24 protein-coding genes and 1 tRNA gene are annotated in these 22,921 nt (G+C 44.0%); 20 read left to right on the top strand and 5 right to left on the bottom strand.

Going from position 1 to position 22,921, the window contains the following annotated elements; all coding sequences use genetic code 11:
• The first annotated feature begins 25 nt into the window (after nucleotides 1–25).
• The 13 genes from NQ544_RS01610 (at nucleotide 26) to NQ544_RS01550 (ending at nucleotide 13,280) form a co-directional block, all read left to right on the top strand.
• Complete coding sequence (locus NQ544_RS01610) at nucleotides 26–706, top strand: thiamine phosphate synthase (protein ID WP_006846270.1); 681 nt, start codon at nucleotides 26–28, stop codon at nucleotides 704–706.
• 107 nt (nucleotides 707–813) lie between these two features.
• Nucleotides 814–3,387 (top strand): endonuclease MutS2, encoded by a 2,574-nt coding sequence (locus NQ544_RS01605; protein ID WP_040552457.1) that lies wholly within the window; start codon nucleotides 814–816, stop codon nucleotides 3,385–3,387.
• Nucleotides 3,388–3,579: 192 nt separating this feature from the next.
• A tRNA-Thr gene (locus NQ544_RS01600) sits at nucleotides 3,580–3,653 on the top strand.
• 208 nt (nucleotides 3,654–3,861) lie between these two features.
• A complete protein-coding gene (locus NQ544_RS01595) occupies nucleotides 3,862–4,476 on the top strand; it encodes a DUF4199 domain-containing protein (protein ID WP_006846268.1) in 615 nt (204 codons plus the stop codon).
• Between the two features lie 35 nt (nucleotides 4,477–4,511).
• Nucleotides 4,512–5,483 (top strand): glycosyltransferase family 2 protein, encoded by a 972-nt coding sequence (locus NQ544_RS01590; RefSeq protein WP_006846267.1) that lies wholly within the window; start codon nucleotides 4,512–4,514, stop codon nucleotides 5,481–5,483.
• Nucleotides 5,471–5,950: a DUF6452 family protein gene (locus NQ544_RS01585; protein ID WP_006846266.1), complete on the top strand. Its 480-nt coding sequence runs from the start codon at nucleotides 5,471–5,473 to the stop codon at nucleotides 5,948–5,950. The genes NQ544_RS01590 and NQ544_RS01585 overlap by 13 nt, the downstream gene beginning before the upstream one ends.
• A complete protein-coding gene (locus tag NQ544_RS01580) occupies nucleotides 5,901–6,596 on the top strand; it encodes a DUF6048 family protein (protein ID WP_366519881.1) in 696 nt (231 codons plus the stop codon). Before NQ544_RS01585 ends, NQ544_RS01580 begins: the two co-directional genes overlap by 50 nt.
• 21 nt (nucleotides 6,597–6,617) lie before the next feature.
• Nucleotides 6,618–7,637 carry an FAD:protein FMN transferase gene (locus tag NQ544_RS01575; RefSeq protein WP_006846264.1) on the top strand — a complete coding sequence of 340 codons (1,020 nt, stop codon included), beginning with the start codon at nucleotides 6,618–6,620 and terminating at the stop codon, nucleotides 7,635–7,637.
• Between the two features lie 6 nt (nucleotides 7,638–7,643).
• On the top strand, nucleotides 7,644–8,318 hold the full coding sequence (locus tag NQ544_RS01570) for a Crp/Fnr family transcriptional regulator (protein WP_040552455.1): 675 nt from the start codon (nucleotides 7,644–7,646) through the stop codon (nucleotides 8,316–8,318).
• Between the two features lie 95 nt (nucleotides 8,319–8,413).
• A complete protein-coding gene (locus NQ544_RS01565; protein ID WP_006846262.1) occupies nucleotides 8,414–10,501 on the top strand; it encodes a M3 family metallopeptidase in 2,088 nt (695 codons plus the stop codon).
• Nucleotides 10,502–10,505: 4 nt separating this feature from the next.
• Nucleotides 10,506–10,958: a deoxycytidylate deaminase gene (locus tag NQ544_RS01560; RefSeq protein WP_006846261.1), complete on the top strand. Its 453-nt coding sequence runs from the start codon at nucleotides 10,506–10,508 to the stop codon at nucleotides 10,956–10,958.
• A gap of 45 nt (nucleotides 10,959–11,003) precedes the next feature.
• Nucleotides 11,004–12,731: a S41 family peptidase gene (locus NQ544_RS01555; RefSeq protein ID WP_040552453.1), complete on the top strand. Its 1,728-nt coding sequence runs from the start codon at nucleotides 11,004–11,006 to the stop codon at nucleotides 12,729–12,731.
• A gap of 3 nt (nucleotides 12,732–12,734) precedes the next feature.
• Nucleotides 12,735–13,280, top strand: coding sequence for a 5-formyltetrahydrofolate cyclo-ligase (locus NQ544_RS01550; protein WP_006846259.1), 546 nt, complete (start codon nucleotides 12,735–12,737; stop codon nucleotides 13,278–13,280).
• Nucleotides 13,281–13,298: 18 nt separating this feature from the next.
• Here NQ544_RS01550 and NQ544_RS01545 read toward each other — a convergent pair whose 3' ends face one another.
• Together NQ544_RS01545 and recF are read right to left on the bottom strand one after the other, a co-directional pair.
• Nucleotides 13,299–13,589: a DciA family protein gene (locus tag NQ544_RS01545; RefSeq protein WP_006846258.1), complete on the bottom strand. Its 291-nt coding sequence runs from the start codon at nucleotides 13,587–13,589 to the stop codon at nucleotides 13,299–13,301.
• A gap of 322 nt (nucleotides 13,590–13,911) precedes the next feature.
• Nucleotides 13,912–15,009, bottom strand: a complete 1,098-nt coding sequence (gene recF / locus NQ544_RS01540; protein WP_040552450.1) for a DNA replication/repair protein RecF — start codon at nucleotides 15,007–15,009, stop codon at nucleotides 13,912–13,914.
• 215 nt (nucleotides 15,010–15,224) lie between these two features.
• Between recF and NQ544_RS01535 the strand changes: the two genes are divergently transcribed.
• From NQ544_RS01535 to NQ544_RS01525, 3 genes are read left to right on the top strand one after another with little or no spacing between them, the layout of a single operon-like run.
• Nucleotides 15,225–15,920, top strand: coding sequence for a tetratricopeptide repeat protein (locus NQ544_RS01535; protein WP_006846255.1), 696 nt, complete (start codon nucleotides 15,225–15,227; stop codon nucleotides 15,918–15,920).
• Nucleotides 15,921–15,948: 28 nt separating this feature from the next.
• A complete protein-coding gene (gene ribH / locus NQ544_RS01530; RefSeq protein WP_006846254.1) occupies nucleotides 15,949–16,425 on the top strand; it encodes a 6,7-dimethyl-8-ribityllumazine synthase in 477 nt (158 codons plus the stop codon).
• A 56-nt stretch (nucleotides 16,426–16,481) separates the two neighbouring features.
• On the top strand, nucleotides 16,482–16,862 hold the full coding sequence (locus tag NQ544_RS01525) for a hypothetical protein (protein ID WP_006846253.1): 381 nt from the start codon (nucleotides 16,482–16,484) through the stop codon (nucleotides 16,860–16,862).
• Between the two features lie 180 nt (nucleotides 16,863–17,042).
• Here the strand turns inward: NQ544_RS01525 and NQ544_RS01520 are convergent, their stop codons facing one another.
• Nucleotides 17,043–17,267 (bottom strand): DUF4248 domain-containing protein, encoded by a 225-nt coding sequence (locus NQ544_RS01520; protein WP_006846252.1) that lies wholly within the window; start codon nucleotides 17,265–17,267, stop codon nucleotides 17,043–17,045.
• Nucleotides 17,268–17,281: 14 nt separating this feature from the next.
• Entirely contained in the window at nucleotides 17,282–18,403 is a 1,122-nt protein-coding gene (locus tag NQ544_RS01515; RefSeq protein WP_006846251.1) for a replication initiation protein, read from the bottom strand.
• Nucleotides 18,404–19,797: 1,394 nt separating this feature from the next.
• On the opposite strand from NQ544_RS01515, the gene NQ544_RS01510 reads away from it, so the two are divergent.
• Genes NQ544_RS01510 through NQ544_RS01500 form a run of 3 tightly spaced genes read left to right on the top strand, consistent with a single transcriptional unit; the run spans nucleotide 19,798 to nucleotide 20,951 of the window.
• On the top strand, nucleotides 19,798–20,382 hold the full coding sequence (locus tag NQ544_RS01510; RefSeq protein WP_050758562.1) for an HU family DNA-binding protein: 585 nt from the start codon (nucleotides 19,798–19,800) through the stop codon (nucleotides 20,380–20,382).
• 25 nt (nucleotides 20,383–20,407) lie between these two features.
• Nucleotides 20,408–20,512 (top strand): smalltalk protein, encoded by a 105-nt coding sequence (locus NQ544_RS01505; protein WP_022120813.1) that lies wholly within the window; start codon nucleotides 20,408–20,410, stop codon nucleotides 20,510–20,512.
• A gap of 10 nt (nucleotides 20,513–20,522) precedes the next feature.
• On the top strand, nucleotides 20,523–20,951 hold the full coding sequence (locus NQ544_RS01500; RefSeq protein WP_006846248.1) for an N-acetylmuramoyl-L-alanine amidase: 429 nt from the start codon (nucleotides 20,523–20,525) through the stop codon (nucleotides 20,949–20,951).
• A 298-nt stretch (nucleotides 20,952–21,249) separates the two neighbouring features.
• Here the strand turns inward: NQ544_RS01500 and NQ544_RS01495 are convergent, their stop codons facing one another.
• A complete protein-coding gene (locus tag NQ544_RS01495; protein WP_006846247.1) occupies nucleotides 21,250–21,453 on the bottom strand; it encodes a hypothetical protein in 204 nt (67 codons plus the stop codon).
• Between the two features lie 440 nt (nucleotides 21,454–21,893).
• Here NQ544_RS01495 and NQ544_RS01490 point away from each other — a divergent pair, with 440 nt between their 5' ends.
• Entirely contained in the window at nucleotides 21,894–22,805 is a 912-nt protein-coding gene (locus NQ544_RS01490; protein WP_006846246.1) for an Rpn family recombination-promoting nuclease/putative transposase, read from the top strand.
• The last annotated feature ends 116 nt before the right edge of the window (nucleotides 22,806–22,921 follow it).

The following is a 22,921-nucleotide window of genomic DNA, read 5'->3' as shown; positions in this document are numbered from 1 at the left end:
ATAAACAAATAAAATCACAACGAATATGAAATGGATAGTAATCACTCTGCCCGATTTTATAGAGAATGAATCAAACTATATCAACCAACTCTTTAAAGCTGGTATAGACCTGCTACATCTGCGCAAACCAGAATCAAATATAGAGGAGTGTAAGCGACTGATACAGGAAATCGACAAGAAATGGCATAAAAAGATCGTAGTACACGATCACTTCGAACTTTGCCAGGAATTTCATCTTCATGGTATTCATCTTAACAGAAGAAACCACGAGATTCCAGAAGGCTTTCAAGGAAGCATCTCACAATCCTGCCATAGTTTTAAGGAAGTAGAACAAGCTCTCCAGACTATATCATCCAAGAACAAAGACGAAAAGAGCGCGATTCTCAAACCTGCCTGCCATTATGTTTTCCTCAGTCCAATCTTTGACAGCATTTCAAAGAAGGGCTACAAGCATTCCTTCTCTAACAAAGACTTAGAGGAAGCAGGCATCAATGGAATCATCAATGAGCGAGTAGTTGCATTGGGAGGTGTCACCCCTGAATATATTCCACAATTGAGAGCATGGAACTTTGGCGGAGCTGCATTCTTAGGCGACGTCTGGAACAGAAGAACAGATGCAAAATGGACGGAATATCTTGCCGTAATTAAGCAGAAACTTACACCCGGAAATGCCAAGAATACGCTTAACAGTTCAAACATTTGGTAGAGGAAAATACACTACTTTCTAATAAGACAGACCGAATCTCCACAATAAAAATAAAAAAAATGCTTTTTTATTTTGTATTGTCTTCGATTTGCACTACCTTTGCACCCATGATATATCCAGATAATTTTGAAAATAAGATAGGATTCTATGAAATCCGCAAGATGCTGCGCGAAAGATGCCTCTCTCCACTCGGAAAGGAACAGGTAGACAAGATGGCATTCAGCAGCGATGCAGAACAAGTTAACGAATGGCTCATGCAGGTGCGTGAGTTCCGCAGACTGATGGAGGAAGTAGAAGACTTTCCCCTACAATATTTCTATGATGTAAGGGAGAGCATCCTCCGTATCCGTGTAGAAAACAGTCACCTGGAGGAGGACGAGCTGTTTGACTTACGACGTTCACTATCTACCATAGCCGATATGGTAAAGATACTGAATCACAGCGATGACGATGACGAGCCGGAAGACGGATGGAAAAGAGAAAAAAAGTATCCCTACCCAGCCCTACATCGCCTTTCGCAAGATGTAGTTACTTTTCCACAACTGATTCAGCGCATCGACCAGATACTTGACAAATTCGGCAAGATAAGAGATAATGCAACCCCTGAACTTCTTCAGATTCGCAGAGAACTGGCAAAGACAGAGGGCAGCATCTCACGTACCTTATATAGTATATTGCGCTCGGCACAAAGTGAAGGCATCGTAGAAAAAGATGTTACCCCTACCCTGCGTGACGGCAGACTGGTTATTCCCGTCATCCCTACTCTGAAGCGCAAAATCAAAGGTATCGTACACGATGAGAGTGCCACAGGTAAAACAGTCTTTATAGAACCTACCGAGGTGGTAGAGGCGAACAACCGTGTACGTGAACTGGAGGGTGAAGAGAGAAAGGAAATCATTCGCATCCTCACCGACTTTACCAACAAGGTACGCCCATACTCCAAGGAAATTCTGGACAGTTACCGTTTCCTTGCCATCATTGACCTGATACAAGCCAAGCAAAAACTGGCTGATATCTTCAAAGCCATAGAACCCGAGGTAGAAGACCACCCACACATAGACTGGACCCGTGCGATACACCCATTATTGCAGCTATCTCTACAGAAAAAAAACGAGAAAGTAGTTCCGTTGGATATCATGCTTACACAGGACAAACGCATTCTTATCATCTCCGGTCCAAATGCAGGCGGCAAATCTGTCTGTCTGAAAACCGTCGGATTATTACAGTATATGCTGCAATGCGGTTTGAGCATTCCTGTAAGTGAGCGTTCAAAGACAGGTGTTTTCCAAAACATCATGATTGATATCGGTGACGAACAGAGTTTAGAGAACGACTTGAGTACCTACTCATCTCATCTTCTGAACATGAAGAATATGATGAAGGCAGCCAATGGCGAGACCATCATTCTGATAGATGAGTTTGGTACAGGTACAGAGCCAGGCATAGGTGGTGCTATCGCCGAAGCTGTACTCGACAAGTTCTGCAAGCAAAAAGCTTATGGTGTGATTACCACCCACTATCAGAACCTGAAGCATTTTGCCGACAGCCATGATGGAGTGGTTAACGGCGCCATGCTCTACGACCGCCATGAGATGAAAGCCCTCTTCCAATTAGCTATAGGCAGACCAGGTTCTTCTTTCGCTATCGAAATTGCAAGAAAGATAGGATTACCCGAAGAAGTAATCAAGGAAGCATCAGATATCGTTGGTTCTGAATACATTCAAAGCGACAAGTATCTTCAGGATATAGTTCGTGACAAGCGATATTGGGAAAACAAACGCCAGAATATCCACCAGCGTGAAAAAGACATGGAGAAAACAATCTCCAAGTACGAAAACGACATAGAGGATATTGAGCGAAGCAGAAAGGCAATTCTCAAAAAGGCAAAAGAAGAAGCCGCAGAACTTCTGAAAGAAAGTAACAAGAGAATCGAAAACGCCATCCGGGAAATCAAAGAAAGCCAGGCTGAAAAAGAAGAAACCCGCCGTATCCGTCAGGAACTTGATGCCTTCAAGCAAGAGGTTCAGGAAATTGATACCAAGGAGACCGATGACAAAATTGCCCGCAAGATAGCCCAGATTCAACAACGCAAAGAGCGCCATGCCAAGCGCCAGGCAGAAAAGAAAGAGAATCAGGAAAAGGCTGCAGCAGCACTGAGGAATGCACAGAACAAGACTCAAGCAGATAGTAAACGTGATATTCAGATTGGCGATACGGTGCGCATCAAGGGACTGACTACAATCGGAAAGGTAGAAAACATTACTGGAGATACAGCAACTGCCGTATTTGGAGGAATGAGAACCAAGATGCGCCTGAACCGTCTGGAGCATGCCACAACTCCTGTTGAAAATGCAGACAAGACAGAAGAGCGCAAGGAAAATCTGGCTTCATACGGTATCAGTAAGGAAACCAGAAAGACCATTGACTCACATAAATCCAACTTTCACCAGGATCTGGACGTTCGCGGAATGCGAGGCGATGAAGCACTTAATGCGGTACAATACTTCATCGATGATGCTATCCTGGTAGGAATGCCAAGAGTCAGAATCCTTCACGGAAAGGGAAATGGCATCCTAAGACAGCTCATTCGCCAATATCTGAGTAGTGTGCCTAATGTGACCCATTATGCAGATGAACACGTACAATTTGGCGGATCAGGCATTACGGTAGTTGATTTTTAGCAAACAAACGTTAAACAACTGAAGTTTTTCGGCAAAACATTTGGCAGGTTCAAAGAAAAACCGTACCTTTGCACCCGCTTAAAAATTGAGACGGACAAGTCTCATACGACCAGCTCCCTCGGAATCCCCCAGGATGGGAACATAGCAAGGGTACTTGGTTGTAGCGGTGCGATATGAATCGCTTGTCCACCCGCCTCTTTAGCTCAGTTGGCCAGAGCACGTGATTTGTAATCTCGGGGTCGTTGGTTCGAATCCGACAAGAGGCTCAAAAAGGAATCTTCTTTTGGAAGGTTCCTTTTTTTTATTTACATACATTTTACTTCTATATTTCATAACATGACAGGTGAAACCTCTATTTCACGAGGATTTATCTTTAATTATATATAAATATTTCCACCCTTTACACCTTATATAATAAAAAAGTTGTATTTTTGCAAATTGATATGTTACATCCGTAGAAATACAATAAAAACAATGAATACAGAAAATAACGAGAATCAGGAAGAAAAGAAAACAAGCCAGCAAATGCATAAGGTTAAAACGATTATCATCGACACAGGCAAGATAAGACAAACCAAAGCATTCGCCCGGCAAGATGGTGCCATCCTCGGAGCTGTCTGGATTGTCAGTTTCGTATGTACCATGCTGGCAGTAGACCCGCAATACCAGATGCTGGGATTCATTTCCAACATTCTCATCATAGCAACCCCATTTGTTGTGGCCAAGCGACTGAAGGCATTCCGTGACTATGCAAGAGACGGACATATCTCTTTCCGTCATGCATTCTACTATTGCATCCAGACATTCTTCAATGCAACCCTTCTGCTTACCCTTGTGCAATATCTTTGGTTCCGTTTTATGGATACGGGTCTATTCATGAACCAACTGCAAACCAACTATCAGATTGTAGCACAAGCGTATCAGTTAACTGCAGGGGAATCTAAAGCCCTTCTTGATGCTGTCAGTATGATGAAACCGATAGCCTGGGCTTCGATGTTTATGATTACCGACCTGGTAGCAGGTGCTGTACTCAGCCCGATTATTGCTGCTGTAATGGCAAAGAAGGATAAACAACAGCATACAAAATAACAATAAATAAGAAACAAACAGATAAATACAAGATAATGGATATTTCAGTAATAATTCCTCTTTTCAATGAGGAAGAGTCGTTACCAGAGCTCTTCGCCTGGATAAAGCGAGTAATGGACTCAAACGATTTTACTTATGAAGTCATCTTTGTGAACGACGGTTCTACCGACCGTTCATGGAACGTCATAGAAGAACTTGCTGAGAAGAACGAGCAAGTGAAGGGTATCAAATTCCGCAGAAACTATGGAAAGAGCCCAGCACTCTTCTGTGGTTTCAAAGAAGCACAGGGCGATGTTGTCATCACCATGGATGCCGATCTACAGGATTCTCCAGACGAGATTCCGGGACTCTACCAGATGATTATGAAAGAGGGATACGACCTCGTGTCAGGTTACAAGCAGAACCGTAAAGAAGGAGATCCTCTGAGCAAGACCATCCCTACCAAACTCTTCAATGCTACTGCACGCAAAGTAAGCGGCATACACAATCTGCACGACTTCAACTGCGGTCTGAAGGCTTATCGCCTCGACGTAGTTAAGAATATCGAGGTATATGGTGAGATGCACCGTTACATCCCATATCTAGCCAAGAATGCAGGTTTTGCCAAGATAGGCGAAAAGCCTGTTCATCATCAGGCAAGAAAGTTCGGCAAATCAAAGTTTATGGGATGGAACCGCTTTGTAAATGGTTATCTTGACCTGATGACTCTCTGGTTCCTGAGCAATTTTGGCAAAAAGCCAATGCACGTATTCGGCTTCCTGGGTAGCGTCGTATTCTTCATAGCCTTCCTATCGCTCATCGGCTTAGGTATAGACAAGACCATCGACCTGCACAACGGCATCTACGGACATCTCATTACCGATTCACCTTACTTCTTCATTGCTCTTGTAGCGATGGTTTTGGGTAGCCAGCTGTTCCTTGCCGGATTCCTGGGCGACCTTATCAGCCGCCAGAACCCAAACCGTAACGATTATCAAATAGAAAAAGAAATAAGATGCGGAAAATAATACCTTTCGTCGTTTTCATGGTTCTAGCCATGATGGGATGTACATCTCTCGACTGCCCACTCAACAATACTGTATATACCAAATACAAGTTGATGGGCGACAATAAAACGCTAAAAGACACGCTAACGGTTTCTACGAAAAAGATAGAAGGAACAGATAGTGTGCTGATCAATAAGGATGTAAACGTAGACAGTTTCAGTCTGCCTATGAGTTACAGCCTGGATGAAGACGTATTGTTTTTCGAGATACATACCCTATCGAAGCAAGTATTCAAGGACACCGTGACTGTATCAAAGGTAAACCGCTCTCATTTTGAGTCGGTAGACTGCAGTCCATCGTTCTTCCATACGATAACCGATGTTAAGACTACTCACAATTATATTGACTCAATAGTCATCAATCAAAAAGAGGTAAATTATGATGCATCCAAAGCACATTTCTACATATATTTTGGCAGCCGCAACTAGTATGCTATCCCTATTTTCTGTTCTCCCCTGTCAGGCCCAAAGCAAGAAGAAGATCATAGAGCAGCAGCCTGATACCATACCTTTTTTTAGAGGTATGGCTGTGGGAGTTGACCTGATAGGTCCCGTACAGTTGATGGTTAGCGACTATGGGCAGTACGAAGCATCTCTCCGTATCAATCTGAAAGACAAGTATTATCCTGTTTTCGAATTGGGTTATGGAAAGGCAGATGCCAGCGATGAGGCAACCCAAATCACCTACAAGACCAGCGCTCCCTATTTCAGATTAGGTGTAGACTGGAATCTTCTGAAGAACAAACACGACGACTACCGTCTGTTTGGCGGTTTCCGTTATGCCTGCACCTATTATGAATATGACCTGAGCGCCCCACCCGTTACAGACCCAGTATGGGGCGGCGAAACGCCCTATGGAGGCAATGGCATTTCCTGCAACTATCATTGGCTGGAAGGCGTAATAGGTATTGATGCCAAAATCTGGGGTCCCGTCCGTATGGGTTGGAGTTTCAGATACAAACGCCGCCTCTTCAAGAACAATGGAGAATTAGGCAACACCTGGTATGTGCCAGGCTACGGTAAGCAGGGAGGTTCACGCCTTGGCGGAACATTCAATGTAACCCTAGAGATTTAAAGACTTCATAATGTGTAAAGAATGAAAAAAAAGAAACTTATCTGGCAAATTCCATTTCTGTTGATACTTATCATTGGTACCATCGTTATCATACGTCAGCAGCATAATACGCCCTATCAGAAAGATACCGGCTTTATCTTTGGCACCATCTATCACATTACCTATCAGAGTGATACCAACTACCAGCAAGAGATAGAAACAGAACTCAAGAAGGTAGACCAATCCTTGTCTCCTTTCAATAAGACCTCTGTCATCACACAGGTAAACCAAGGTAAAGATATTGAGGTAGACGAAATGTTTACCGAAGTATTCCGCATGGCAGAAAGCATCTCAAAAGAAACCAATGGAGCCTTTGATATCACGGTTGCCCCAATGGTAAACCTCTGGGGCTTTGGATTCAAGCAGGGGGTACCTCCTACGAAATCCAAGATAGACAGTATCAAAACGCTGGTTGGTTATGAGAAAGTAGCCCTGGAAAAGGGACGCATCATCAAGCAAAATCCTAAGATTATGCTTGACTGTTCTGCTATCGCCAAAGGATATGGCAGCGACATTGTTGCCAGATTCCTGAAAAAGAAAGGTATCAGCAACTTTATGGTTGAGATTGGTGGAGAAATTGTAGTAAACGGTGTTAGCGAGAAACAAGTGCCTTGGCATATTGGTATCAACAAGCCAACTGACGATTCTACCAATACGAGTCAGGAAATTCAGGATGTACTTGATATTACCGACATCGCCATGGCTACGAGTGGTAACTACAGAAACTTCTATTATAAAAACGGCAAGAAGTATGCACATACCATAGACCCCAAGACAGGCTATCCTGTACAGCATAACATCTTATCAGCAACGGTTTTAGCCAAGAACTGTGCTACAGCCGATGCCTATGCTACCTCGTTTATGGTAATGGGAATGGAGGGCGCAAAACAGATTCTGAAAAAGCATCCGGACCTCTGTGCATATCTCATCTATGCTGACGAGAAAGGACAAAACAAGATATGGTATTCACCATCTCTCAAAAACAAGATATTAAATAAATAAACTTACATGTCAACCAATAGACTATACGACAGTTTATTATCACTCCCATTATTCTTGGGAATGACTCGCTATGACTTCCAAAATGTAGCAGGTAAAACCCGTTTTGACTTTCAAAAACTGGAAGCGGGTGAAACTATAGTTGAAGAAGGCACCAGTTGTACACGTCTATATTATTTAATCAGTGGAGATATTAAGGTGATAACCCAGGCAGATGACTACGGCTATCAGGTAGAAGAAGACATTTCGGCACCGGAATCATTCCAGCTGGAACGACTTTTCGGTCTTACCCAGCGCTTCACCCACACTTATGTGGCAAAGAACAACTGCAGCATCATGTCAGTCAGCAAGCAAGAAATCATGAAGTTATCCGATGAATATGAAATATTCCGCATCAATCTTCTGAACTTGGTCTGCACCCAATCCCAGAAGAACAACCGCAGACTGTTCAGAGTTCCTGCCAAGACACTGAGTGAGCGCCTGATCCGTTTCTTCGAGAGCCACAGCGTCCGCCCGGCAGGCGAGAAAATCTTTCATATCAAGATGACCCGTTTAGCAGAAGAGATGAATGTAAAGCGCATCTATGTATCCAAAGCCCTCAACGAACTACAATCAGAAGGACTTATCCAGCTAGAACGAGGCAGAATCTATATCCCTGCACTGGAAAATCTCATCAAACGCTAAAGAAAGTATAACGACCGATAAATATAAGTTAAAAACGTTTATTATCAAGGCAATAAGGCATTTTTTTGCTAACTTTGCAGCTAAAAAGTAACAATATGCAAGACAATACAATACAGAATAGAACCAACCCATTCTTCGTGCCTTACAATACACCGCACGATACAGTACCATTCGAACGAATCCGTCTCGAAGATTATGAGCCAGCATTCATGGAGGGAATCCGCCGTGATGACGAGGCTACAGACAAGATTGTAAACGATCCGGCAGAACCAACCTTTGAGAATACCATTGCAAGAGTTGATCCCGATAAGGGCGAACACTATTACGACCTCTTGAGCCGTGTATCTAACGTTTTCTCTTGCATGATGAGTGCTGAAACCTGCGATGAGATGGAAGAGATTGCGCAGAAGATGAGTCCGATTCTCACCAAGCACGCAAATGACATCACGCTGAACAAGAAACTCTTCGAGCGCATCAAGTTCGTTCACGATCATCCCAACAGAGAACTAACTCCTGAAGAGAAAATGCTTCTGGACACCAGCTATGACGGATTCGTACGCAGCGGTGCACTCTTAGATGAAGAAGGTAAAGAGAAACTTCGCAAACTTACAGAAGAAGCCAGTATGCTCACTCTGCAGTTCTCACAGAATCTCTTAAAAGAAAACAAGGCTTTTACACTCCATATCACTGACGAAGCTCAGCTCGACGGACTTCCAGAAACAGCAAAAGCTGCCGCTGCGCATACCGCCAAAGAGCAGGAAAAAGAAGGCTGGATCTTTACACTCGATTATCCAAGTTATTCTCCATTTATGACCTACTCTACCCAGCGTGAGCTCCGCAAACAGATGTATATGGCACGCAATACGGTATGTACCCATGATAACGAGCAGAACAACCTGGAAATCTGCAAACGACTGGTAAACCTGCGCAGAGAACTCGCCCAGTTACTCGGTTTCGAAACCTATGCCGACTATGTTCTTCGCCATCGTATGGCAAGCAATACAGAAAATGTATATAAACTTCTCAACGACCTGATAGAGGCTTATAAGCCAACGGCAGAAAAGGAAGCGAAAGAAGTGGAAGCCCTTGCCAAGAAGCTGGAGGGTAAAGATTTCGAAATGAAACCATGGGATTTCGGCTTCTATTCTCATAAACTCCAGATGGAGAAATATAATCTCGATGCAGAAATGCTTCGCCCTTATTTCCAGCTGGACAAAGTGATAGACGGTGTGTTCGGCCTCGCCAACAAGCTGTATGGCATCACCTTTAAGGAGAACAAAGAGATACCGGTATACCACCCAGACGTCAAGGCATACGAGGTATTTGATAAAGACGGAAGCTATCTGGCTGTATTCTATGCCGACTTCTTCCCTCGCAAGGGCAAGCAAGGAGGTGCCTGGATGACAGAGTTCCAGGGACAGTGGATAGACCATAAGGGCAAAAACATACGTCCTCACGTAAGTGTGGTAATGAACTTTACCAAGCCAACAGAGGAAAAGCCTGCTCTCTTGACATTAGGAGAAGTAGAAACCTTCCTCCATGAGTTTGGTCACAGTCTGCACGGCATGTTTGCCAATACCCGCTTCGAGAGTCTTTCGGGAACCAACGTATGGTGGGACTTCGTAGAATTGCCATCACAGTTTATGGAGAATTATGCAATAGAGAAAGATTTTCTCCGTACATTTGCCTTCCACTATCAGACAGGTGAACCATTGCCAGATGAACTCATAGAGCGCATCATGAAGAGTCGCAACTTCATGGCAGCCTACGCTTGCTTGCGCCAGGTAAGTTTCGGATTGCTTGACATGGCATACTACACCCAAGAGAAAGAATTTACTGCCGACATCATGCCTTATGAAAAGGAAGCCTGGAAAAAGGCGATGATATTGCCACAGTTGCAGGAAACCTGTATGACCGTACAGTTCTCCCACATCATGGCAGGAGGTTATGCCGCAGGATATTATAGCTACAAATGGGCAGAAGTATTGGATGCTGATGCTTTCAGTGTATTCAAGAAGAATGGAATCTTCGACCAGAAGACTGCTCAAAGTTTCCGTGACAACGTACTCTCTAAGGGTGGAACAGAGCATCCTATGGTTCTCTACAAACGGTTCCGTGGACAAGAGCCAACCATCGATGCACTGCTGGAACGTAACGAAATCAAGGTACAACATAAAGGATAAGAGGATGGCAAACGAACTTTCCAAACAAACCAAGCTCGACCTTCGCTATTTGCGAATGGCACGTATATGGGCTGAAAACAGCTATTGCAAACGCCGACAGGTAGGTGCACTGGTTGTAAAAGATAAAATGATTATCAGTGATGGCTACAACGGTACACCGAGCGGATTTGAAAATGTCTGTGAGGATAACAACGTAACCAAGCCATACGTTCTCCATGCGGAGGCTAATGCTATTACGAAACTGGCTCGCAGCAGCAATAACAGTGAGGGAAGTACGCTTTACGTCACCGCCTCTCCATGTATAGAATGTGCCAAACTGATCATACAGTCGGGCATCAAGCGTGTTGTATATGCAGAGAAATACCGTCTGGACGATGGTATCAAACTGATGCAACGGGCAGGAATCAAGGTAGAATACCTCAATCCTGATGAAAAGACATCTTCTGTAGAAGATTAGAGATAAGATAGATAAAACGTTAGTAAAAAGAGAATTGTTATGAACATGAGTAAGAATAAGACCAACCGCTTTATGCCATTCATCATGGCATTCTGTGTTGTGATAGGTATTATCATCGGAACATTCTTTTCCAACCATTTCTCTGGAAATCGCCTCAACGTTATCAATAGTGGAAGCAACCGTCTGAACAACCTGCTCCATCTTATTGATGACCAATATGTAGATGCCGTGAACATCGACTCGCTGGTAGATAAGGCAATTCCACAGATTTTAGCAGAACTGGATCCACATTCCGTATATATCAGTGCTAAAGACGCAGCTCAGGCCACCGACGATCTGAAAGGATCTTTCTCGGGTGTAGGCATAGAGTTTGTCATCCGCCAAGATACGATTCATGTACAGAATGTGATACAGAATGGTCCTGCCGAGAAAGCCGGACTTTTGGCAGGAGACAAGATTGTAGCCGTAGACGGCAAACCTTTTGTTGGCAAGATTGTAACCAATCAGGAGGCAATGCATCGCCTGAAGGGTCCAAAGGATACCAAGGTGAAAATCGGAGTTATACGATATGGAAGCAAGAAGGTTCAGACCTTTACCGTAACCCGAGGTGAAATACCGACAAAGAGTGTTACAGCAGCTTACATGCTTAACGATAAGACTGGCTATATCCGTATCAAGAACTTTGGCGAGAACACCTATCCGGAAATGCTGATTGCTCTGGCCAAACTCTCACAGCAGGGATTCACCAACCTCTGTATTGACCTTCGTGATAACTCAGGTGGTTACCTGACGGCTGCAGTAAACATGGCAAACGAATTCTTGCCAGACAAGAAGCTCATCGTTTACACACAGGGACGCAAATCGCCTAGACATAACTATATGAGTGACGGTAAGGGTGCCTACCAGAAGATTCCGATGGTAGTTCTCATCAATGAAGGTTCTGCATCATCTGCAGAAATTTTTGCGGGTGCCATGCAGGATAATGACCGTGCTACCATCATCGGACGACGCTCGTTTGGTAAGGGACTGGTTCAGCAACAGATAGAATTCCCTGACCACAGCCTCATCCGTCTGACCATTGCGCGTTACTATACTCCTTCAGGAAGATGCATCCAGAAGCCATATACGCTGGGCGATGACAAGGATTATGAGCAAGACTTGCTCGACAGATATCAGCACGGAGAGTTCTTCTCACAGGATAGCATCAAGCATACAGGACCAGCTTATCATACAGATAACGGCCGTATTGTCTATGGCGGAGGTGGTATCACCCCAGACATCTTTGTTCCTGAAGATACGCTCGGCATGACATCCTATTTCAAGGAGGCTAGCCTGAGTGGTCTCATCTTGCAGTTTGCCTTCACTTATACAGACGATAACCGTCCGAAGTTGAACAACTTCAAGGAGATGATGGAACTTGCCGATTATCTTGACAGTCAGGACATGGTTGAAAAGTTTGTCAGCTATGCCGATAAACATGGTTTGAAACGTAGAAATCTTTTAATCAAGAAATCACACAAACTATTAGACCGTGTCATCGACAGCCGTATCATCTACAATATGTTGGACGAGCAGGCATGGACCCAATACATCAATCTTGATGATCCAGTCATCAAAAAGACGCTGGATGTATTTGAGAACCATGCAGCATTTCCAAAGAAACCAGAGCCTGCCAAAAAAGGCGCAGCGAAGAAAGAAAAGATAGCTATGGCGAATACGCCCTACAACTATTCTTCCTTACACCATAATAATTGTATGATAGCAAATGCTTAAGGCATGGACAAGAAAGAATTAAGAAAAATCATAAAAGACAGAAAGCGACAGTATTCCTCAAGACAACTTGAGGAACTGTCGCTTTCTGTATTATCACGTTTAGATTCCAACCCGCATCTTCAGAATGCCCAAACCATACTGATGTACTATTCGCTTCCTGATGAAGTGGACACCCATCATTATATAGACCAACTTGTTTCCAGGGGAAAACGGGTAATACTGCCCGTTGTGCTGGACGATACGAATATGGAACTGAGAGAATATACCGGAGTTCAAGACCTGAAGGAAGGAGCCTATCATATACTTGAACCGAAAGGCAAGATTTATCCGGAAGAGAAATATCCTGAGATAGAACTTGCCGTAATCCCAGGTATGAGTTTCGATATGAAAGGCAACCGGTTAGGAAGAGGAAAAGGCTATTACGACAGATTTCTTGCCCAGATTCCACATACATACAAAATAGGAATCTGTTTCGACTTCCAGAAGATAACAGAGGAAGGACTCCTTCCTGTTACCCCTACAGATATATGCATGGACGAAATCATATAGCATATAGAGCGGGGAATATTAATAAAAGCGTATATCTGCAATAACCTGTGCACCAACCTGTTCATTCAAACGGCGAACAAGGGTAGCACGGCTCATCGTGAGGTCAGCCCTCAATGCAGCATTCTCTATCTTTACATAGAGAGTCTGGTTCTTGATAAACTTCTCACCACAATATGCAGCAATATTTTCCCCTACTACAGAATCCCAACTCATGATCAGGCGTTTCTGCTGTAAAGGAGTTTCCAAGCCTTCCTTTCTCAGAAATTCGGGCAAGAGTTCTGCTATTGACTTAACTTTTCTTTTAAACATATTCTCAAAATTTTAAGGGAAACCTTTAGTTTACTACTTTACTGAAGTTTCGCAAGTAAGCCCCACACGCCCTGAAAGGGCAGAAGCTCCTAGCCCAGGGCATCGCCCTGGGTGTTTATGGGCGAAAACCTGTCGCCCTGTAAGGGCAAAAGCTTTCAAATACCTGGCAATATACAAAGCTTTTGCCCTTACAGGGCGCCTTGCTGATTGCCATTATACCCAGGGCGATGCCCTGGGCTAGGAGCTTCTGCCCTTTCAGGGCGTGCTGCTTCTGGAGCTTTTGGGCCTTCAGCCCGTACTTGAACCACTTGCGAAACTTGAATTACTTTATTATTTCCCCATTCTCTACATAGAATATCGTATGATCTCCCTGCATGTTATGGAGAATCTTATCCAAATGATCACGGTTCGTATCCGTAATAAAAATCTGTCCGAAATGGTCCCCGGCAACCAGTTTCACAATAGCCTCAACCCGCTGAGCATCCAACTTATCGAAGATATCATCTAAGAGGAGCAAAGGAAGCGTATTGGAACTCGTGCGCTGCAGGAAAGTAAATTGAGCCAGTTTCAGGGCAATCACGAAAGTTTTGTTCTGCCCCTGGCTTCCCTCTCTCTTCATCGGATAATCACCCAGCAAAAACTCCAGATCATCACGGTGAACACCATGCAGAGAATACCCTACAGCACGATCCTTAAACCGGTCGCGCTGGATAACATCCAGCAAAGGACCTCTCTGACAATGAGAAACATAGTGAAGACGGACCTGCTCCTTATCACCCGAAATCTGCTGATAAATCTGCTGAAACAGCGGAACCAGTTCGTCAACGAAAGCCTGCCGTTTCTGGTACAGCAATTCACCATTACTCGCCATCTGCTGTTCCCAAAGTTCCAGTATCGTAATATCAGGCTCCTCCTCCATTTTCAGCAAAGCATTTCTCTGTTGCAAAGCCTTATTATAGTTGGACAAAGCCTCTATATAAGAGTAATCATACTGAGAGATGACCACATCCATCAGTTTTCTGCGCTCCTCACTTCCTCCTTCTATCAGAGAAACATCAGATGGAGAAACCAGAATCAGAGGGATAAGCCCAATATGTTGCGAAAGACGCTTATACTCCTTCTTGTTTCTCTTGAAATGCTTCTTGGTACCCCGTTTCATGCCACAGTAAACATTCTCTATTTCCCCCTTATCATTATCATAATTTCCCTCCAGCATAAAGAAAGGCTCATCATGAGTAATAATCTGTGAATCGATAGAATTATAGGCACTCCTACAGAAAGAGAGATAATAAATGGCATCAAGGAAATTAGTCTTTCCCATGCCATTATGTCCTATCAGACAATTGATTTTGGGCGATAACTCCAGATTGGCGCTCTTTATATTTTTAAAGTTAATAATGGAAATATTCTTTAAAATCATAGTCTCTTTTCTGCTTTTATAGTGCAAAGTTAGCAGAAAAAGAGGAAAAAACAAAAAAAATAGGCTAGAAATTTCAATAATTGAATAAAATTGAGTAAATTTGCAGAAGTTTAGCGGCATTCCACAATTTGAAAGCTAACTTTCTATTGAGCAGATTGCTCCTAAACCGGAAACTAAAAAGTAAAGTATAGAATAATAAAAAAAGCAAAATAAAAATGGCAAACAACAACGTACAGGCTCAGGAAACAGAGAGCCTAAACATTCGTGAGGCCTTCTTCTTGAAGTACAAGAAGGCAATTATCATTGCAGTAGTAGCTATCATTGTTATCATTGCAGGTGTATTCGGTTATGTATCTCAGATCTCAGGTCCTCGTGAGGACAAGGCTAGCACTATGCTTGCTAAGGGTCAGACCTACTTTGCTAACCAGATGTATGAGCAGGCATTGAAGGGTGATGGCGCAGGCTATGTAGGTTTTACTAAGATTGCTGACGAATACAGCAGCACAGATGCAGGTAACCTGGCAAACCTCTATGCTGGTCTTTGCTATGCAAACCTCGGCAAATGGGCAGAAGCTCAGAAAAGTCTGGAATCTTTCTCTTCAGAAGACGACCAGATGATCAGTCCTGCTGCTGAAGCTGCCTTAGGTGATGCTTATGCGCATCTCAACCAGCTCGACAAGGCTGTAGATGCTTTCAAGAAGGCTGCTTCTATGGCTGACAGCAAGGCCGACGATGGTACAAACAACAGTCTTTCTCCTGTATTCATTATCAAGGCTGGCGAGATTCTCGAAAGCCAGGGTAAGAAAGACGAGGCTTTGAAGCTTTATCAGGATGCTAAGAAGAAGTATGTTAACGCTATGCTCGTACAGAGTGGCGAAATCGACAAGTACATCGAGCGCGCTTCTAACTAATCTGTACTGATAACAATTCGAAATCAATATGGCAACAGCACTTCATAATTTATCTGAATACGACTTTACTAAAATACCAGACGCCAGTAACATGTGCTTCGGTATCGTTGTAGCAGAATGGAATCCTGAGATAACGGGCGCTTTGCTCGATGGAGCAGTAAAAACACTCGAAAAACATGGAGCTCTCACTGAGAATATCCATGTGAAAACTGTTCCAGGCAGCTTTGAACTTATCTACGGAGCCCATCAAATGGTTTTGAATGGCGGCTATGATGCAGTCATCATTTTAGGTAGTGTGATACGTGGTGAAACTCCTCACTTCGATTACATCTGCGAGGGTGTTACCTATGGTATTGCACGTCTGAATGCTACTCAGGAAATTCCTGTTATCTATGGTCTCTTGACTACCAACGATCTGCAGCAAGCTAAGGATCGTAGTGGCGGCAAGTTGGGTAACAAGGGTGATGAGTGTGCTATAGATGCTATCAAGATGGCTAAGTTCTAGTCTTCTCTACGAGAGTAGATAAACTGAATGTTATATATATAATAAGGTATAAGCATATGAAACTCTACCAGCTATTGCAGTCGTTTGAATTTGAAGAGATATTTCCAACAGTCAATGTGATGTTTCCAAATGCACAGTTGCATCGCGATATTTTTGAAAAAGCATTCGATATGCTTTGCAATATCCAACCTATCACATCCAAAAAGGTTATCAAGTTTGAACTGATGGAAGATCCTGACTCAAATGATATGTTTGTTGGAGCAAATGATAGCTGTTTCCAGTCCACATGGGATGTATGCCTGGGAAAGGAAGTCAAAAAAGGCAAAGGCGCTGATCTCAATGATGTAGAACTGGCAGCCAACTGCTTACTCAATGTTCTTTTCATCGGACGTCATCCTCAAGGATTTGACAAGGACTACAAAAAGTTATTGAAATAAAGGGTAAAAAGGTAAAAAAGTAAAAAGGTAAAAAGGTAAAAAAGCCTAACCCCCTTCGTACCCCCGTCCCCAGCGATTCCATCGCTGTTCCCCTAAAAAAAAGGTAAAAAGAGCACCCTAGCTTAACATTCCGCTAGGCTCTTTTTACCTTTTTACCCTTTTACCTTTTCAACATTCTCTTTACGCCCCCGGCTCGCCCAGATATTCGAAGATGGTGGATACCTGGCGGGGAGGGAAATACTGGCTACGATTCTGGTAGCCTAGGCGCTGGAGCTCGTTCCAGAGAGGCTCACAACGCTTGATCCAGTCCATGATATGACGGCGCGCTGTCGCCCCGTCGGTTGTGTCGGGAAAGTAGAGCAGACCGAGTTCGGTCTTGCTGTACATACGTTGGGGATAATTCATAAGCTTTATATTTTTTACAATCCTTCTACACCATGATCCTTAAAGAAACCTACCATGGCTGTGGTCATATAGCCACCCGTGTTCATCTTCTTGTTCGAACGCCTGCAGTTGGCTATGTAATAATCCTTTCGCTGGAAGAAGTCTTCCAGGTCGCCAATCATATCTAACCTGAGATAGCCGCTCAACTGCTCAGCCTTCTTCTCGCTCACATCATAATTGCATTGCAGCCGGAGTTTCAGTTTGCTCCGCTGCCCTCTCAGTTCGCTGCTCACTTCTCCACCCTCTGCAGTTTCGCCTGAAGTGCGACGGTCGTGCAGAGTAAAGGTGATGTGCTCGGGCAGGTGATGCTTCACTTTTTCACCCTCTTCCAGAAAGAAAGGCTTATAGGTAAGATACTGGTCGATGATGCGGTTACGGTAAAGGCGCTTGAGGTCTTTGCAGGCGAAAGTCAGACATTTGTTGTCTAGTGCCGACCAGGTCTTGTAGTAATCTTCCCTGCCATGCATCAGTTGCTGGATATGCGCCGTTTTGCTGATGGTGAATCCCTTTGCCGCCCAGCAGTTCATGATGATATATAACTTGATGCTCGATGCGCCACGGCATTGGTTGATGGCATTGAGGTCGATACGGCTGACTCCCTTGTCGCAATTGTAGAAAAACCGTATTACGTTGTTGTCGAAGCGGAATTTTACCATCCAGTTCTTGTGCCGGTTCTGGTATATCTCACTCTTAAACAGGCATGAAAACTTCCTGTAGTATGTCTGGTCGCCCTGCTTGAACGGCAGCAGGATGGGTTTGGATTCTATACGCTGGATGGCATCGCGCAATTGCGGATAATGTCCAGCTCCAAATTTAAACTCAGACAGTTTCATGACGACATCCGTGTGGCCTGCTGCTCTCTGCTCTGAGGTGAAGCCATTAAAAGTCTGTGAAGTTGTGTGGTAAGGGACTACATAGTCCAGAATAACTTTCTGGGCATGCCTGATAATCTGTAGAACGATTTTGAGTTCTGCCACCGAATAGTTCTGGTAAGACAATCCCTGTACGCCAAGGATGGCTATCAGTTGTTTCTCTTGTTGATTTGTCTGAGGGAAGGACTGCTGCCCGCCCGGAGGCTGTTGATTAAATTGTTCCATTTCCGTTTTCTGTTAAAATCGTTAGAGGCCTACCGATTGCGGCAAGTCTTGGTTATTGTTTATTGAAAACCGGCATGGAATTGGAGTAAGGATGACATGATAAGTTGAAATGTTACATCCATAAAGGATTGTAAATCGGCCATTTCTTCTTATTACCAAATAACCTTACTTCGCATCCATGCCGATAAATTTTCATCAAATTTATCAGGCATAGAATGCCTTGTAAGGATTACTATTTGGTCACTCATCTTTTGGGGCCGATTCCTACTCAATGAGCTATGTTCTAATCCTTAACCGAAAGCAATTCCCGGTGTCCTTCATCGGGTGGAGAATCACATTCTCCGCGCTTTCATGATGCAAAAGTAATATTTATTTCAGACTTATGCAAATTTTTGAAGAGAAAAAATGCATTTTAATGGCTGATTTGTTGAAAAAAAAAGTTCTTTCCTCCCGTATTACGTATAGTGTAATTGATGTAAATGTATATATATAATATACTTGGTATAGTGTAGGGAAGAAAATTTCATATTTAACTCTCTGTTATTCAATATCTTACATTTTTAAGATTCGCTCTAGTAGTCATTCGGGCATATTCTGAAGAAACATGATTCGCTCTGATGGTAACTATTATTCGCTCTGATGGTAACAGTCAAAAGCTAATTCTCTCTGGTAGTCATTGAGCGCTCGAATGAGGTGAAAAAATGATGTACTTCCGTTTACCAACTGAAGCGGCTGCGTCGGGTTAAGGATATGGCTGCACTGGGTTAGGCAGACGGCTGGACAAGGTTAAGGATTCGACTGCATCGGGTTAAGGAGTCGACAACGTAGGCTAACGGAGTCGTATCCGTCGATTTATCGAGACGTCTTGACTCGCTGACAGAACTATCTGGAGTAGCTGACTGAACCATCTGGAGTAGCTGACTGAACCACTTGCGTATCTCCGGAACGCCTAGCGGACTTGCGTATCTCCGGGTTTCTCAAGTTTTGCCCTACACGCCCTGAAAGGGCAGAAGCTCCTAGCCCAGGGCATCGCCCTGGGTTATTACGGTCGCAAACCTGTCGCCCTGTAAGGGCAAAAGCTTTAAAATACCAGACCATTAATAAAGCTTTTGCCCTTACAGGGCGCCTTGCTGATTGTCATTATACCCAGGGCGATGCCCTGGGCTAGGAGCTTCTGCCCTTTCAGGGCGTGCTGCTTCTGGAACTTTTGGGCCTTCAGTCTGTACTTAAACCACATGCAAAAGTATACATAATTGAGCCAAATAGTGCACAACTGGTACTTATCGTACCAAAGTGGACAAGTGGGGCTCCGCCGATGTTGTATCTTTGTATCAGCATTCGGGAAGAGACCGGTGCACAACATGATTATTCACAATTTTAAAATTTTATGTATTATGGCAATTAATTACAGTTTAGTAAAGCTTGCGTCAAAATTTGGTGACAAAGCAGGAGTTCCTAAGTTCTACGCCCGTGCTCAGATGAACGAGTCTATTTCGCTCAAGAAGTTTGCGAAGTTGATCTCTATGCAGACCACTGTATCCTATGCGGATGTAACAGCCGTTCTGGTCAGTATGCAGGAGAACATGATCATCGAGTTGCAGCGAGGCAACCAGATTGATTTCGGCGAGTTGGGCAAGTTCCGCCTCCAGCTTACCAGTGAGGGTGCGGCAACCGCAGCCGAATTCAAGAGCGACATCAACATCAAGGGTGTGAACATCCAGTTTATCCCGGGCAGCGATCTTGCCAACATCTTCGTAGGTATGGAGTTTGAGCAGGTTGCATCACGTGCCGTACAGAAGGCTGCCCTCAAGGCTGAGAAGGAGGGCGCCAAGACCCTCGACATCGAGGAGGCTAAGAAAAAGCCTGCCAAGGACAATACTCCTTCAGGCAGCGATACCACGGGTGGCAACACCTCAGGCGAGCAGACCGGCGGAACTGGCAGCACTGGCAGTGGTGAAACTGGAGACGGATTAGAATAATTAACCTTTTAAAACAGAATAGATTATGACAGAAAAGAACAAGCAGAAATGGAATGAGATTCTCAAGTTTGCAGTAACCGTACTGACAGCTCTTCTCGGGGCGTTGGGCGTTTCGGCAGGTGGACTTTAGAGTGATGCCTATGAGAGACATCAATATGATAGTGGTGCATTGCAGCGGCAGCCGCTGCAATCACCGTTATACGATGAAGATGCTGCGCTACGACCATGTTCATAACAACGGCTGGACTGACATCGGCTACCATTTCTACATCACGCTGGATGGAGTGGTTCATGCCTGTCGCCCGGTAGAGCGTATGGGCTCTCATGCCCTCGGTTACAATGCGCACAGCATAGGTATCTGTTACGAGGGTGGTCTTTCGCCATCGGGCTGCATCAGCGACACCCGCACTCCTGAGCAGAAGGAGTCGATGAAGCATCTGATTCAGGATCTTCACCACCGTTTTCCGGGCATCCGTACCATCCTGGGGCATCGCGATTTGCCTGGCGTTCAGAAAGCCTGTCCGTGTTTTGATGCCACGAAGCTCCAGTACCTCCTGGATGCTTCCTGATTCTCTTCCATTAAGAGGGTTTTTCAAGAGCAGAAACCCTCTGAATTTATTTAACAAGTTAGGGCGCATCCAATCCGGATGCGCCCTTTTTCTTTGTCGTCATATTTCTTTCATTCAACACTCAACATTCACCAAGTCTATACGCCACCTGTTCATCGTGACATATAGCCCCTTGTCGTTTCCCGTAATCAGATATATACTGTTAACCTAATTATATTTTAATGACGAGAGATCAGCACTATCCCTGTCTATCATTTGAAAGACGAAGGGATAACCTTCACTTTCTTCCATATTAATTTCAAATTAACTGTTTATAGACAGGGATGCGGATTTTGTCTAATTGTTCTGCTGTCAGAGCCTTGACATCATCGTTAACCGTAAAATATACAGTAGGATATCGGTACTTACCATTAGGCATAAGTACCTTCGTTACCTGCTTGATAATCTCAACTCCATCAAGCGTAACTATCTTAGTCTCTGTTTTATCTACTATCTTTCCCATAAGCAGAATTTTTGTTATTTGATTTATTGATAATGCAAACAGGCACAATGAAAATTTGTTCTCAAATTACCGATTGTAGCACTTCTGCTGCAAAGATACGTTGTTTTTTTGTAACCACCAAATTATTCGTGAAGAAAACAACATAAAACACATAAATTCCGACTCAGTCAGCATCCGTATCATATCCCCAAAGGGTTGTAAACGGCATTGTTACCGCCTGCATGCCATCCGCCATATCATAAATACAGAATAGCGGAGATGTAGATTACGAAAATCTCCATATAATCAAGGGTCTATACACCACTTGTCATCGTGGCATATAGACCCTTGTCCTGTCACATAAGAAACGCAATCTCTTACTTTTTCATAAACTTTTCACTGAAATCTCTTGCGGGTTTGAAAATAAAGTCGTAACTTTGCGGCATGGATTTTTAATACAGATGATTATGAAACAGGTAGAAGAAAGATACATCAGCTTGCTGACCGACTTCGGTTTCAAGCGAATTTTCGGAACAGCGATGAACAAGGATTTGCTCATTTGCTTCCTCAACAGCTTGTTTAATGGCAGACAGGTTGTAAAGGACGTATCGTATCTGAACCCGGAGCATGTGGGAGATGTATATACCGACCGCAGAGCCATCTTTGATGTATATTGCGAGGGCGAAAACGGCGAAAAGTTCATCGTAGAAATGCAGAATGCCTACCAGACGTATTTCAAGGATCGCGCCCTCTTCTACTCCACCTTCCCTATCCGTGAACAGGCGCCCAAGGGGAATGAGTGGGATTTCAAGCTCAATAATATCTATACCGTTGCCCTGCTCAACTTCAACATGAACGAGGATGCTTTCGACAAGGAGAAAATCCGCCATCATGTGCAGTTGTGCGACACAGCTACCCACAAAGTATTTTACGACAAACTCGAATATATCTATGTAGAGATTTCCAAGTTCAACAAAACCCTGGAAGAATTGGATACGCTCTACGAGAAGTGGCTCTATGCTCTGAAGAATCTCTATAAGCTTACCCAGCGCCCTAAAGAGCTGTGCGACAAGGTTTTCGACCGCCTCTTCGAGGAAGCCGAGATAGCCAAGTTTACTCCGCAGGAAATGAGGGAGTACGAGACCAGCAAGATGGCATATCGCGACATTAAGAATTCCGTAGACACTGCCAAGCGTGAAGGTATAGCTGAAGGTATAGAAATAGGCATGGAAAAGGGTAGAGCTGAAGGCATGAACCTGCGAAGCCTTGAGATTGCCAGGAAGATGCTGGCAAAGGGTATGGATGAAGCGTCTATCATGGATATGACGGGGCTGACGTCAGAGGAGATAAAGCTGCTGAAAGCGGAGATTTAGATTACGAATATCTCCATATAATCAAGGGTCTATACGCCACCTTTTCTTCGTGGCATATAGACCCTTGTCGTTTCCCGAAGTGCGGGGGGATATAATTGCTAGGCAACTTATACTCC

The sequence above is a fragment of the Segatella copri DSM 18205 genome (assembly GCF_025151535.1).
Taxonomy (GTDB): Bacteria; Bacteroidota; Bacteroidia; order Bacteroidales; family Bacteroidaceae; genus Prevotella; species Prevotella copri.
Note: the sequence above shows the minus strand (reverse complement) of the source record. Positions and strands in the feature narration are given on the sequence as shown.